The organism is Comamonas sp. MYb21, assembly GCF_037479395.1.
GTDB lineage: Bacteria > Pseudomonadota > Gammaproteobacteria > Burkholderiales > Burkholderiaceae_C > Comamonas.
The window spans coordinates 20,053-33,604 of the sequence record NZ_JBBGZC010000006.1 but is presented as its reverse complement, the minus strand read 5'-3'; the positions used below and the strand labels follow the sequence as shown (position 1 = coordinate 33,604).

The window sequence follows — 13,552 nt, the reverse complement described above, 5'->3', positions numbered from 1 at the left end:
CGCCGTGTTGGATCTCGCCACCCTCGCCATTTTTCAGCAGGTCATTGCCAGCGGCAGCATCACCCGTGCTGCGCAGCAGCTGGGCCGCGCCCAGTCCAATATCACCACCCGTATCCAGCAGCTGGAGGAGTCGCTGGGCGTCGCGCTTTTTGTACGCGAAGCCCGGCGCATGGTGCTGACACCCGAGGGACAGCAGCTGCAGCGCTATGCCGACCAGCTGCTGACCCTGGCCGAAGAGGCCACGCAAAGCCTGCGCGGCCAGCAGCCCAGCGGGCGGCTGCGCCTGGGCTCGATGGAGAGCACGGCCGCCGCGCGCCTGCCGCTGCCGCTGGCCACTTTCCACCGCACGCATCCCCAGGTGCAACTGGAGCTGTCCACGGCCGCCTCGCTGCAGCTGATGGAGCAGGTGCTGGACCACCAGCTCGATGCCGCGCTGGTGGCCTGGCCGCCTCCGGATGTGGATGCGCCGCTGCCGCTCGATCTGGTGCCGCTGTACGAAGAATCGCTGCTGCTGCTGCGCCCCGCCCAAACCGAGGAAGGGGAGCTGCCGCGCACCCTGGCCGGTTTCAGCGATGGCTGCACCTACCGCCGCATTGGCGAGCAGTGGATGGCCCAGGCCCATGGCCCGGCGCCCACGCGCGTGCTGCAGCTGTCCTCGTACCATGCGATCGTGGCGGCCGTGGCCGCAGGCAGCGCGGTCGCCGTGGTGCCGCAGACCGTGCTGGATCTGCAGCGCGATGCGCTGCCGGTGCGCAGCGAGCCCTTGGGCGCCTGCACCACGATGTTCGTCACCCGCCAGGGCTATGCCACGCCCGCGGTGCAGCAGCTGCTGGCCGTGTTGCAGGCAGCGGCCCCCACCCCGACCCCCACCCCTTTCCCCACCGCGATGGAGACCGTATGACCCGCAACCTGACACAAGAACTGGGCCTGCAGCTGCCCGTGGTGCAAGGCCCGATGACCGGCTCGGACAGCCCGGCGCTGGCCGCTGCCGTCAGCGCCGGCGGCGGCCTGGGCTCGCTGGGCTGCGGCATGCGCTCGCCCCAGGCGATGGCGGAAGCCGCCGCTGCGGTGCGCGCGCAGACCGACCGGCCCTTTGCGATGAATCTGTTTGTGCAGGCCACCCCCGCGCCCGATGCCGCCACCGTGCAGCAGGCCTTGCAGCGCCTGGCCCCGCTCTATGCCCGCTTTGGCGCCGAGCCGGCCGTGCCCAGCCAGTGGTGCGAAGACTTTGCGCAGCAACTCGATGCGCTGGTCGCCTGCCGCCCGGCCGTGGCCAGCTTTACCTTCGGCATTCTCAGCGCCGCCCAGGTGCAGCGCCTGCAGGGCGCAGGCAGCCAGGTCTGGGGCACGGCCACCACGGTGGCCGAGGCGCTGGCCTGGCAGGCCGTGGGGGCCGATGCCGTCATCGCCAGCGGCAGCGAGGCCGGCGGCCACCGGGGTACCTTCTTGGCAGACTATGCCTCGTCGATGGTCTCCACCCTGCCGCTGGTGCGCGACTGCGTGCGCCAGCTGCAGCTGCCGGTGATTGCGGCCGGCGGCATCATGGATGGTGCCGGCATTGCCGCCGCCCAGGCGCTGGGCGCGCAGGCGGTGCAAATGGGCACGGCCTTTCTGGTCTGCCCCGAATCGGCCATCAACACGGCCTACCGCGCCGCGCTGGCGGCCGCCCAGGCCACCGACACGGTCACCACCCGCACCATCTCGGGCCGGCCTGCACGCGGCATCCGCAATGCGATGATCGATGCGCTCGAAGCCGAGGAGGCCGCCATTCCGCCCTACCCGGTGCAAAACGCACTGACCGGCGCGCTGCGCAAGCTCGCTGGCGCGGCGGGCGATGCGCAGTACCTGTCACTCTGGGCCGGCCAGGGCGTGGCCCAGGCCCGAGCCCTGCCCGCTGCGCAACTATTGCAGCAGCTCAAGGCGGAGTGGCAGGCCGCGGGCGCACAATAGCAGCCAACGCCCGGCAGCCTGGTCCGGGCCCTCGCCCGCAAAGACTGCCTACCGTGAACACTGCTGCACCCTCTGCCACTGCGCAAGCCTCCCGCCCCGTCATCCTGTCCATCCAATCCCATGTGGCCTGGGGCTATGTCGGCAACTCGGCGGCGGTGTTTGCGCTGCAGCGCCTGGGTTTTGAGGTGCTGCAGGTGCATACGGTGCTGTTCAGCAACCACACGGGCTACGGGCAGTTCCGGGGCCAGATCCTGAGCGCCGAACATATCCGCGAAATCCTCGCCGGCCTGCGCGAGCGCGGCGCGCTGCACAAAGTGGGCGCCGTGCTCTCCGGTTACCTGGGCAATGCCGATACCGGCGCAGCCATTCTCGACGCCGTCAACGACATCCGCCAGGCCAACCCGCAGCTGCGCTACCTCTGCGACCCGGTGATGGGCGATGTGGGCCGGGGGCTCTTCGTGAACCCCGCCATCCCCGATTTTCTGCGCGACCAGGCCATCCCGTTTGCCAACATCATCACGCCCAACCAGTTCGAGTTCGAGTTGCTGAGCGGCACCAAGCTGGCCAGCACCGAGGAGGCCGTCGCCGTCGCGCGCCAGATGCGCGGCCGGGGGCCGGACACCATTGTCATCACCAGCCTGGCCACGCCCGATATCGCGGCCGACCAACTGGGCACCCTGGCCGTCAATGGCCAAGGCGCCTGGCTGGTGACCACGCCGCGCATCGACCTGCACCCGCTCCCCAACGGCATGGGCGATGTGTTTGCCGCGACCTTGCTGGGCCGTTTGATGGAGGGCCGCCCCTTGCCCCAAGCGCTGGAGCTGGCCACGGCCACCTTGTATTCGCTGGTCAAGGGCACGGTAGCGGGCTCACGCGATCTGCCGCTGGTGGCAGCGCAGGCCCAGCTGATCGAGCCGGCGGCGCGCTTTGCGGCGCGCCAGCTGGCCTGAGCCAGGGCCCGCGCCGGGCCGCTGGTGCTGCATGGCACAGCTCAGGACTGCGGCTGCAAAGCCAAGAGTGCGCGCTCACGTCCAATCAGCGCACCCAGCAGCAGTACCAGCAGGTAGACGTAGAACAGATGCCCGCTGTTATGGGCAAAGAACACCTGGGTCAGGCCAAAGCCCATGTAGCACAGCGGCACCATGATGCCCAGCATGCGCAGGTAGAGGATCTGGCGGTCCATAGGCGCGCCGGGGCACTGGGCCATGCGCTTTTGCGTGGGCCAGAAGATCAGCAGCGGCACGGCATAAAAGGCCAGCAGCAGCGCCACCCCCACCAGCCCGCGCTTGGCAAACATGTCGAGCAGCTCGTTGTGGGCATGGTCGTAGGGGAGGACCGAGGCACTGGCCTCGCCCGCTTCCACGCGGCGGGCCTTCTCGGCGATATAGCCTTTGAGGCCCCAGCCGGTCAGCGGCTTGTCCAGCCCCATGTGCCAGGCCAGGTGCCAGTGGGCCAGGCGCTGGCCGACCGAGGTTTCGGCCGCATCGCGGTCCTGCACCTCGTAGCTCTGCACCTCGTGCACGGCGGTGTGGTAGCGCTGGGCCATCTCGTCGCCTTTGAGTGAGACCAAGCCGCCAATGCCCAGCACGGCGGCCAGCAGGCCCAGGCCCACCGGTTTGCGCAGGCCGCAGCGCCACAGCAGTACCGCGCCAATCAGCAGCACAAAGGGCAGCACGATCCAGCTGCCGCGCGTATCGGACAGGATGACGGCGAGCAAGCCGAACAGGCTGCACACCAAGCCCAAGGCGCGCTGCCAGGCCGACAGCGAGCGCCACAGCAGCAGCACGCCAAAGCAGCAGGCCAGCGCCAGCACCAGCGCAATGCCGCTGAACTGGATCGCATTGGTAAAGCCATTGGCGCGGTGGGCATCGGTCCAGCCCGTCTGGTAGACGGCGACCAGGCCTGCGCCCAGCGCGCCCGCCAGCATGCCCCAGCCCAGCGGCCGCACCCGGGGCGCACAGCTTTGCAAAAAACCCAGGCCGGTGATGGCCAGCGCATATTTGACGAACTGGTCGCTGCGCGAGCGCAGGTGCCAGTCATCAAAGCTCATGGTCCACAACACCGCCATGGCGGCGAGCATCAGCGCCCAGGCGATCGCACGGCGGTCCCAGCGGCGGCCCCACCACTGGCGCACAAATACGAGGCTGGCCAGCGCCAGCACCGCAGCGCCAAAGGAGTAGCCCGAGGGCAGGGTCAGCGCCACACCGGGCACCAAAAAGGCCGCCAGCTGGCTGGCCCGCATCGCGGGCGTGGGCGCAGCGGACGCTGCCGCAGCCAGGCTCATCGGCGCACGTCTCCGCTCAGATACGGGCGGTCATAGGCCAGGGCCACATAGCGGAAGAAGCTCTCCAGCGCGACGAACACGCAGTACAAAAAGCCCGCGCCCCCACACAGAAAGCCGAAATGGAAGAAGTAAAGACGCACAAACATCGCGAACGACGAGGCCATGCCGCGCAAAATGCCGCCGCGCACGCCCTCTTCGGCACGCTTGGCCGCGCCCAGCATCGCGTACTGGGTGAGCTTTTCCAGGCTGGAATGCACGGTGCTGCGCGAATGGTGCAGCAGCGGCGTGCGCATCAGGTGGCGCGTCACATTGGCCCGGCTCAGCTGCGCCTCTTCGTGCACCACGCCGGTGTACTCGCGCAGCAAACCGCGCCAGAACAGGCGCTCGACCTTGGCGGTGGAGCGCAGGTACTTGAGCTCCTTGCCGAAAGCGACCATGCGCCAGCGCACCATCCAGATCGCCTCCTCGCCGGACTGGACAATGGCCTCCAGCTCCTCGCGGAAAGCGGGAGAGATGGTCTCATCGGCGTCGAGGAAGAACACATAGTCTCCCTTGGCGTGGCTGAGCAGCCGGTTGCGCTGCAGCGCAAAGCCCTGCCAGTCTTCGTAGCGAAACACCTGGGCACCGAGGCCGCAGGCAATGGCCGTGGTGCGGTCCACACTGCCACTGTCCACCACCACCACCTGGTCGGCAAACGAGGCGCTGCGCAAGCAGGCCTCGATGTTGTCTTCTTCGTTGAGGGTGAGGATGCCAATGGTCAGCGTCAGCCTGCGCGAAGCTGCAGCGCCGCCCAATGGGGAATCAGTCACTCAATGGCCACCGTGGAAGGTTTCGCCCGCCTTGAGGCGGTACACCGTACCGCAGTAGGGGCACTTGGCCTCACCGCTGTGGCCCACGTCCAGAAAGACGCGGGGGTGGCCACTCCACAATTTCATATCTGCCTTGGGGTTGGGACAAAACACGCCGCCTTGGGCGTTCAGGTCTTTGGCCAGCAACTCAACAACTGCCTGCGTCATGGTTTTCAACTTTCCTGCGCCAGCCCTGCACCTCTGGGGCGAGCCGGCTATCGATGATTCTGTGGGCACGGGCAAATGGTGGGGACCAGCCCCAAGGGGCTCCCATGCTGGGCAGTGATTTTACGTGGACGGCGCCCGCCTTGGCAGAAGATAGAGAGCGCGCGCCTCAGAATTGAGCGCCAACCCCCTCTAAAGGGCCGGTGCAAGCGGCCGGCGGGTCGCCCTTGTTACAAGTAAGCCGGCCTCAAGGCTGAGGGTGGGCGGGGCTGTCCGCGCCATCCTGCGGGTCGCTGGGGCGCTGCAGTGTCCATTTCTGCAGGCGTCCGTGCACAAATTCGCAGGTGACGCTGGAGTCCGTGTTGTCGCGCCATACAAACACCTCGGGCTGCTCCAAAGCCTGCGACTGGCGCAGGCCCAGCGAGCGCGTCATGGCCACCACATGCACCAGCGGCACATTGGCTTTGAGCTTGGCATTGAGCATGACGGCACTGGCCACATAGCCCAAAGGGCGCTCCGAAGCGCGTTTCATGATGGTCATCAGACGGGTGAAATGCAGCATCAGCCACAGCACAATGCCGCCGCTGACGGCCAGCACGCCCATCCATTTGTAATTTTGGTAAGCAGCCCCCAGCAGCACCAGCAAGCCGACGGGGATCAGTATGTTTCTCCAGTTCATGGCGCTATTGTCCACTGCCTGCGCAGATGCCCTTGTCGCCAGGGGCCAATTGTTTGCGCCCGCAGCCCGCCAGTTTTCGCGGCGGCAGGCGTACCTTTGGCCCAACACCGGCCGCCACAGGCCCTAGCGCAAGCCCGCTTTGGCTGGCATGCTAGCGCGCCAGATCCTCCTATTGCCTGGTGCCCTTTCATGAGTTTTGCCATTGCCTTTGCCGCCTTCAGCAAGAGCTTTTTGCTGGTGGTCGCCACCATGCTGCCGATCCTGAACCCCGTGAGTGTCTCGGCCATCTTCCTGACGCTGACCGAAGGGGCCTCCAACGCCACCCGCCGCAGCATCGCGACCCGCATCGCCGTCAATGTCACCTTGCTGCTGATCTTTTTCATGCTGGTGGGCTCCTACATGCTGGAGATGTTCGGCCTGTCCATCGATGTGGTCCGGCTCGGCGGCGGCCTGCTGGTCTCCGTCATTGGCTGGAACATGATCAACACCAACTCCACCGAAGGGCGCACCGAGAAGCTGGCCGAAGCCTTCACGCCCGAGATGGCGCGGCGCCGCGCGTTCTACCCGCTGACCTTTCCCCTCACCTACGGCCCGGGCAGCCTGGCCGCCACGATCACGATCGGCGTGAGCCTGCTCGACCGCAGCTCGCCAGCCATCACCGTGGTCAACGTCATGGGTGCGGCCGTGGGCAGCCTGGTGGTGGGTGTCATTTTGCTGCTGTGCAACCGCTATGCCGACAAGCTGCTCAAACCGCTGGGCGAGACCGGCACGATCGTGTTTCTGCGCATCTCCGCCTTCATCCTGCTGTGCCTGGGGATACAGATCGCCTGGAGCGGGCTGAGCAACCTGATCAGCGATGCCATCGCCCATGGCGTGACCCAGGCCTATGAGTAGCGGCACTGAGGCACGCCTGGCCCGCATCCACCCTCAGCCCCCGCCATGCATTGCGCACCCGTCAGGCGCCACAACTGCAAATGCTTACCTGCTATGACGTCTGCCGCTGGTGCAGTGGCACTTTTATTTTGATAGCATGCCAGGCTACTGGCTTGCCCGCTCCTGCGTCTGCGGCTTCCTCCCCGGCGCACACCCCAACACCATGACCCATTGCTCATCTTCCCCTTTGTGGCGCAACGGCCTGGCACTTGCGCTGGCGGCCTTGCTGGCAGCGCCCGCCCTGGCCCAGGCCCCGTTGCTGCAGGCGGCCAGCCCGCTTGCAGCCGAGGCCGCCGTGCCTGCACCGACGGCGCCATTAACGAATGCCGCGCCCACCACGCCCGCCGCACCGCCTGCATCAGGATCGCCTGCAGCCGCCAGCCAGCCCGCAGCCGCTGCTGCGGCCGAGGCCCCGCCCCCCTCGCCCGATGCCCAGCAGGCCTATATGGCCGCACGCGACAAGCTGGTGCAGATCCGCACCTTGCGCCGCCAGACCAATACGCAAAGCAGCACCGGTTCGGGCTTTTTTGTCTCCGAGGATGGCCTGCTGATCACCAACTACCACGTCGTCAGCCAGCTGGCGCTGGAGCCCGAACGCCACCGTGCGGTGCTGGTCTCGGTCAGCGGCCAGGAGGCGCCGGTGCAGCTGCTGGCCATCGATGTGCTGCATGACCTGGCGCTGCTGCGCGTGGCCCCGGCCAAGGACAGCAGCGCAGGCGCAGAAGGCGCCTCGGAGCGCCGCTACAGCGCACTGCCACTGCGCCCCAGCAGCCGGCCACTGAGCGGGGGCGAGCGCATCTTCTCGCTGGGCAACCCGCTCGATGTGGGCTTTGCGATCACCGAGGGCACCTACAACGGCCTGGTGCAGCGCAGCTTCTACCCGCGCATCTTCTTTGGCGGCACCTTGAACCCGGGCATGAGCGGTGGCCCGGCCATCGACACCCAGGGCCGCGTGGTCGGCGTCAATGTGGCCAAGCAGCTGGGCGCCGAGCAACTGAGCTTTCTGGTGCCGGTGGAGTTTGTCGAGCAGTTGCTCGCCCAGGGCCGCGAGGCCGCCCCGGTCAAGGGCGCCATGCATGCCGAAGTCACGCGCCAGCTGATGGCACACCAGAAGGACCTGGTCGACCGGGTGCTGAGCGGCAGCAGCCGCACAGAGCGCTATGGCCCCTACCGCGTGCCCGTGCCGTCCGAGACGCTGGCGCGCTGCTGGGGTGATGGCCGCGAGCGGCGCAGCGAATCGCTGTTTGATTTTGAGCGCAGCCAATGCCGCATCGATAGCGAAGTCTTCACCGGCGACGGCGATGTCGGCGGCCTGGGCATGCGCTACGAGGCCTATGACGCGCCGCGCCTGAGCCCCTGGCAGTTTGCGCACACCTATGGCGCCAGCTTTGCCAATGAGCCCATGCGCAAGCGCGGCAACCGCGTGCGCACCGGCTATGAATGCCGCGAGGATTTTGTCGCGGGAGACGCCAAGCTGCCGCTGCGCGCCGTCGTCTGCATGGCCGCCTACCGCAAGTTCAGCGGCCTCTATGACCTGACCGTGCTGGCCGTCTCGGTGGACCAGCCGCGCCAGGGCGTGCTCGGCCGCCTCAACGTCAGTGCCGTGAGTTTTGACAATGCCCAGCGCCTGGCCCGCCAGTACCTGCAAGGCTTCTCCAGCGAGGCCGCCCAATGAGCCAGCACGATTACCCCGAATTGACCGACATCGCCCCCGACCACGAAGAAGCCAGCACCCAGGCACCACCCCTGGCGCAGGAGCCCGAAGGCGCGGTGCTGGAGCTGGTTGAGCGCGGCCACCGCCTGGCCATGGCCCTGCCGGTGTATGCCTGGCCCTGCACGATTGGCCGCGCCGCCACCAATGACCTGGTGCTGACCGACCCCAGCATCGGCCCCAGCCATGTGCGCCTGCACCAACCCAATGCGGGGCAATACGAGGTCGAGGTGCTCGATAGCACCAATGGCGTCTGGCACGGCCGGCGCCACTACAGCGCAGGCGAGCGCTTTGTCTGGCAGCCCGGCCAGCGCCTGACCCTGGGCCGGGGCGTGCAGCTGAACCTGCGCAGCACCGCCCTGCCGCTGCCCGCCACCCAGCGCTGGCGCCCGTTCTCGCGCGCCCAAGGGCTGCTGACGGCCATGGCCCTGGTGCTGCTGGTGCTGCTGTCGGCCTGGACCACCTGGCTGGGTGCCACCGAAACCGGGGCTCTCGCCCGCCAGCTGCCCGCCATCCTGCTGTGGATGCTGGGCGGCCTGCTGGTCTGGACCCTGGGCTGGTCGATGATGGGCAAGCTGTTCACCGGGGTGACGGGCTTTTGGCGCCATGTCTGCATCGCCTCGGTCGGCATGGTCGCCATGGCCTTGCTCGATGTGCTGCTGTCGGTGACGGGCTTTGCGCTGTCCTGGCCGCTGCTCAGCCGCTTTGCCAGCCTGGCGTCCTTCAGCTTGATGGCTGTGGTCATCTGGTTCCACCTGCGCGCGGCCACCCTGGTGTCGGCCCGTACCCTGGCGCTGGCCGTTGGCGGCCTGCTGGTGCTGGGCGTGGGCGCCAAGCTGGGTCTGCAGTGGCAGACGCAAAAGCGCCTGGGCGACAACCTGTACATGTCCACCATGCTGCCGCCGGAGTGGCGCTGGGCGCCCACCACCTCGGTGGACCAGTTCATGCAAGGCACTGACAACATGCGCGAGCAGCTGCAAAACCGCAGCCAGCTGGAGAAGGACGACGACGAGGAAGGCGACGACAGCGGTCTCGATTGAGCATGGATGCGGCGGGGCAAGCCGCAGCCCGTGACTGACAAACCGGCGGCGGCCCGCTAGCATCGAGGGACTCGACCTGATTCCCGAAGGACCAAGATGCAGTACCGCCAGCTGGGCGCCAGCCCCCTCCAAGTCTCCGCCCTGTGCCTGGGCACGATGATGTTCGCCGACCAGACCGACCTCCAGGAGGCGGCCGCCATCGTGGCCGATGCGCGCGCCCAGGGCGTCAACTTCATCGACACCGCCGATATCTACAGCAAGGGCGAGTCCGAGCGCATGGTCGGCCAGCTGCTGCAAGGCCAGCGCGATGACTGGGTGCTGGCCACCAAGCTGGGCAACGCCATGGGCAGCGGGCCCAACCAAGGCTATTACTCGCGCGCCTGGATGCTGCGCGAGGTCGAGGCCAGCCTGCGCCGCCTGCAGACCGACCGCATCGACATCCTCTACCTGCACCGCGACCGCGCCGGCCTGCAGTTGCATGAGCCGCTGTATGCCCTCAAGCAGCTGATCGACAGCGGCAAGATTCTGTACTGGGGCCTGTCCAACTTTCGCGGCTGGCGCATTGTCGAAGCGGTCTACACCGCGCGCGAGATCGGCCTGCCACCGCCCATCGTCTGCCAGCCCTACTACAACCTGCTCAACCGCATGCCCGAGACCGATATCCTGCCCGCCTGCGCGCAGTTCGGCATCGGCGTTGTGCCCTTCAGTCCCATTGCACGCGGCGTTCTCAGCGGCAAGTACCAGCCTGGCATGGAGCCGCCCAAGGACAGCCGCGCCGGCCGCCAGGATGCCCGCATCCTGCAGACCGAGTTCCGCCCAGAATCCCTCGTGATCGCCCAGCAGGTGCAGCAGCACGCCGAGCAGCAAGGCATCAGCGCCGCGCAGTTCGCCACCGCCTGGGTGCTGGCCCACAACGCCATCAGCGCGGTCATCGCCGGCCCGCGCACCTTGAAGCAATGGCAGGACTACCAGCCCGCGCTGAACTACCAGATCACCGTGGACGACGAGCGCCTGGTCAACGGCCTGGTCAGCCCCGGCCACCCCTCGACGCCCGGGTACAACGATCCGGCGCATCTGTGGCCACAGGGGCGGCTGGTTTAAAGGCAGCTACACGGCGGCAGCCCAAGCCAGCCCATAAGGCAGCTGCGCAGGGCCAAACAGAAAATGCAGCACGCGCCGACGGCTGCTGCCGCTCGCTTTGGACGAGGCGTGCAGCAGCAAGGGCCGCATCACCAGCGCGGCGCCTTGGGCAGCCGGGCATGCGAGCTCTCCCCGTTCATCACGCAGCTGCAGAGCAGCTGCGCTGTCGATGACGCCCATGGCGTGCGAGCCCGGCACCACGCGCAAGGGGCCGTCATCGGGACCGCAGTCCTCCAGATGCACACGCACCGCCACCAGCTGCTCCAGCACCTGCGGGGGGGCCTGCACAAAATGGGTCGCGTCCTTGAGCGCCCAGCCCTTGAGCGCGGGGTGTTCCAGCTTGCGCTGCACGGGTATCGCCAGATCCTGGTGCAGCGCCACCAGCCAGTTGGTGTCGCGCGACTTTTCGAAATAGGTGCATTGCACCGCCAGATGGCCCTGAGGAATCAGATCGGCCAATGCCTGGGCTGCACGCAACTGCCCGGCCATGCGCTCACACCATGGCAGAGTCAGCAGATGGCGTGCGCCGGGCCCCTGCCCTGTGCGCCCTTGCAGCTCCGCCAGCACCGATGCGCAGCCATCGGCAGCCAGCACACCGGGAACCAACGCAAAGCCGTCACGCGCAAAGGCATCTGCCAGCATGCGCTCAGTCCAATCCCCGCACCAGCGATATCGCCTCGTCCACCCGGTCCACCGCGTGGATGGTGATGCCCTCGATGGGCTTTTTGGGCGCATTGGCCTTGGGCACGACGGCGACGCTAAAGCCCAGCTTGGCGGCTTCCTTCAGGCGCTCCTGGCCGCGTGGGGCGGGGCGCACTTCACCGGCCAGGCCCACCTCGCCAAAGGTGATAAAGCCCTTGGGCAGCGCCTTGCCGCGCAGGCTGCTGGTGATGGACAGCATGACAGCCAGGTCAGCGGCTGGCTCGCCGATGCGCACGCCGCCCACGGCATTGACGAACACATCCTGGTCAGCGCAGGCCACGCCGGCATGGCGGTTGAGCACGGCCAGCAGCATGGCCAGGCGGTCGCGGTCCAGGCCCACCGACAGGCGGCGCGGGCTGGGGCCGCCGTCATCCACCAGCGCCTGGATCTCGACCAAAAGCGGGCGCGAGCCTTCCAGGGTGACGAGCACGCAGCTGCCAGGCACCGGCTCGCTGTGCTGGCTCAGAAAGATCGCGCTGGGGTTGTTCACGCCCTTGAGGCCTTTTTCCGTCATCGCGAAGACGCCAATCTCGTTGACGGCGCCAAAGCGGTTCTTGATGGCGCGCACCAGGCGGAAGCTGCTGTGCGTGTCGCCTTCAAAGTACAGCACGGTATCGACCATGTGCTCGAGCACGCGCGGGCCGGCCAGCGCGCCTTCCTTGGTCACATGGCCGACCAGCACCACCGCAATGCCGGTGCTCTTGGCCATGCGTGTCAGGTGGGCCGCGCATTCGCGCACCTGGGCCACCGAGCCGGGGGCCGAGCTCAGCTGGTCCGAGTACATGGTCTGGATCGAGTCGATGACGACAATGGCCGGCTGCGTGCTCTCGCAGGTGGCCAGAATCTTCTCCAGCTGGATCTCGCTCAGCACATTGACCTGGCTGTTGTCCAGCCCCAGCCGGCGCGAGCGCAGCGCCACCTGCGCGCCACTTTCCTCACCAGTCACATACAGCGCTGGCAGCCCCTGGTGCTGCAGTGCATCCACCGCCTGCAGCAACAAGGTCGATTTGCCGATGCCCGGGTCACCGCCGATCAGCACCACCCCGCCTTCGACAATGCCGCCGCCCAGCACCCGGTCCAGCTCGGCAATGCCGCTGGGCGTGCGGGCCACTTCGGTGGCCTCGATGGCGGCCAGCGGCGTGACGGCCTGGGCCTGGCCGGCGTAGCCGGTGCGGCCGGTCTGGCTCAGGCGGTTCTTGCCGCCGCCTGCGGCCTCGGCCGTGCTCTCCACCAAGGTGTTCCAGGCATTGCAAGCGGGGCATTTGCCCAGCCAGCGCGGGCTGGTGCCGCCGCATTCGCTGCAGATGTAAACGGATTTTTCTTTGGCCATGGGGTGGACGTTTCGGAACAGACACCCATGGTAACGGCGAGCGCAGCACATGGCCGGCAAATCGATTAGCATCCCCAGGCGATGCGGCAGGCGCCATGCGCTGGCACCGCCGCCAACCCCCATCCAAGGAGCCCCATGAGCCAAGACCTGACCCTGTACTACGCCCCCGGAACCTGCGCGCAGGCCGTGCTGATTGCCTTGCATGAGGCGGGCGCTGCCTTTGATGCCCAGCGCCTGAACATGGCCGAAGGGGCGCAGCGCACGCCGGCCTACCTGGCCATCAACCCCAAGGGCCGCGTGCCCGCCTTGGTCACGCCGCAAGGCGTGCTGACCGAGACGGCCGCGCTGCTGCTGTATGTGGCGCAAACCCACCCCGACAAACAACTGGCGCCGCTGGACGACCCGTTCCAACTTGCCCGTCTGCAGGAGTTCAACAGCTACCTGGCATCGACCGTGCACATCAGCCATGCCCACCGCCCACGCGCTGCGCGCTGGGCCGACGACGAGGCGGCCCAGAAAGCCATGCAGGCCAAGGTGCCGCAGAACATGCGCGATGCCTTTGCGCTGATCGAGCAGCACTACCTGGGCGATAAGACCTGGGTGATGGGCGAGCAGTACACGGTGGCCGACGGCTACCTGTTCACGATGGCCGGCTGGCTCAAGAGCGATGGCGTGGATATCAACGAGTTTCCGCGCGTGGCCGCCCATTACGCCCGCGTGGGCGCGCGCCCTGCGGTGCAGGCAGCGCTGGCCCAGGCCTGAGACATTGA

The 13,552-nt window shown here is 67.5% G+C and carries 14 protein-coding genes; 8 read left to right on the top strand and 6 right to left on the bottom strand.

The window, feature by feature from the left end; translation table 11 throughout:
- Positions 1 to 4 precede the first annotated feature (4 nt).
- The 3 genes from WH367_RS09910 to pdxY are packed head-to-tail and all read left to right on the top strand — an operon-like array spanning position 5 to position 2,900.
- Positions 5 to 901 carry a LysR family transcriptional regulator gene (locus WH367_RS09910; RefSeq protein ID WP_339535847.1) on the top strand — a complete coding sequence of 299 codons (897 nt, stop codon included), beginning with the start codon at positions 5 to 7 and terminating at the stop codon, positions 899 to 901.
- The gene (locus tag WH367_RS09905) at positions 898 to 1,950 is read left to right on the top strand and encodes an NAD(P)H-dependent flavin oxidoreductase (protein WP_339535845.1); all 1,053 of its coding nucleotides are present in this window, start codon (positions 898 to 900) and stop codon (positions 1,948 to 1,950) included. The genes WH367_RS09910 and WH367_RS09905 overlap by 4 nt, the downstream gene beginning before the upstream one ends.
- 53 nt (positions 1,951 to 2,003) lie before the next feature.
- Entirely contained in the window at positions 2,004 to 2,900 is an 897-nt protein-coding gene (gene pdxY, locus WH367_RS09900; protein WP_339535843.1) for a pyridoxal kinase PdxY, read from the top strand.
- A gap of 41 nt (positions 2,901 to 2,941) precedes the next feature.
- On the opposite strand, the gene WH367_RS09895 is transcribed toward pdxY, so the two are convergent.
- From WH367_RS09895 to WH367_RS09880, 4 genes are all read right to left on the bottom strand, one after another.
- Complete coding sequence (locus WH367_RS09895) at positions 2,942 to 4,234, bottom strand: O-antigen ligase family protein (protein WP_339535841.1); 1,293 nt, start codon at positions 4,232 to 4,234, stop codon at positions 2,942 to 2,944.
- Positions 4,231 to 5,043: a glycosyltransferase family 2 protein gene (locus tag WH367_RS09890; RefSeq protein WP_239645061.1), complete on the bottom strand. Its 813-nt coding sequence runs from the start codon at positions 5,041 to 5,043 to the stop codon at positions 4,231 to 4,233. The genes WH367_RS09895 and WH367_RS09890 overlap by 4 nt, the downstream gene beginning before the upstream one ends.
- Positions 5,044 to 5,250, bottom strand: coding sequence for a zinc-finger domain-containing protein (locus WH367_RS09885; RefSeq protein WP_021028650.1), 207 nt, complete (start codon positions 5,248 to 5,250; stop codon positions 5,044 to 5,046).
- A 244-nt stretch (positions 5,251 to 5,494) separates the two neighbouring features.
- Entirely contained in the window at positions 5,495 to 5,926 is a 432-nt protein-coding gene (locus tag WH367_RS09880) for a hypothetical protein (protein WP_021028651.1), read from the bottom strand.
- Positions 5,927 to 6,115: 189 nt separating this feature from the next.
- Between WH367_RS09880 and WH367_RS09875 the strand changes: the two genes are divergently transcribed.
- The 4 genes from WH367_RS09875 to WH367_RS09860 all read left to right on the top strand — a co-directional run bounded on the left by WH367_RS09875 (position 6,116) and on the right by WH367_RS09860 (position 10,711).
- Complete coding sequence (locus WH367_RS09875; protein ID WP_339535840.1) at positions 6,116 to 6,820, top strand: MarC family protein; 705 nt, start codon at positions 6,116 to 6,118, stop codon at positions 6,818 to 6,820.
- A 202-nt stretch (positions 6,821 to 7,022) separates the two neighbouring features.
- The gene (locus tag WH367_RS09870; RefSeq protein ID WP_339535838.1) at positions 7,023 to 8,534 is read left to right on the top strand and encodes a S1C family serine protease; all 1,512 of its coding nucleotides are present in this window, start codon (positions 7,023 to 7,025) and stop codon (positions 8,532 to 8,534) included.
- Positions 8,531 to 9,610, top strand: a complete 1,080-nt coding sequence (locus WH367_RS09865; protein ID WP_339535836.1) for an FHA domain-containing protein — start codon at positions 8,531 to 8,533, stop codon at positions 9,608 to 9,610. The genes WH367_RS09870 and WH367_RS09865 overlap by 4 nt, the downstream gene beginning before the upstream one ends.
- A 96-nt stretch (positions 9,611 to 9,706) precedes the next feature.
- The gene (locus WH367_RS09860; RefSeq protein WP_339520921.1) at positions 9,707 to 10,711 is read left to right on the top strand and encodes an aldo/keto reductase; all 1,005 of its coding nucleotides are present in this window, start codon (positions 9,707 to 9,709) and stop codon (positions 10,709 to 10,711) included.
- Positions 10,712 to 10,717: 6 nt separating this feature from the next.
- Here WH367_RS09860 and WH367_RS09855 read toward each other — a convergent pair whose 3' ends face one another.
- Both WH367_RS09855 and radA read right to left on the bottom strand, forming a co-directional pair.
- Positions 10,718 to 11,392, bottom strand: a complete 675-nt coding sequence (locus tag WH367_RS09855) for a phytanoyl-CoA dioxygenase family protein (RefSeq protein WP_339520919.1) — start codon at positions 11,390 to 11,392, stop codon at positions 10,718 to 10,720.
- A gap of 4 nt (positions 11,393 to 11,396) precedes the next feature.
- Positions 11,397 to 12,782, bottom strand: coding sequence for a DNA repair protein RadA (radA, locus tag WH367_RS09850; protein WP_021025375.1), 1,386 nt, complete (start codon positions 12,780 to 12,782; stop codon positions 11,397 to 11,399).
- Between the two features lie 135 nt (positions 12,783 to 12,917).
- Here radA and WH367_RS09845 point away from each other — a divergent pair, with 135 nt between their 5' ends.
- Positions 12,918 to 13,544 (top strand): glutathione S-transferase family protein, encoded by a 627-nt coding sequence (locus tag WH367_RS09845; RefSeq protein ID WP_339535834.1) that lies wholly within the window; start codon positions 12,918 to 12,920, stop codon positions 13,542 to 13,544.
- Positions 13,545 to 13,552 lie beyond the last annotated feature (8 nt).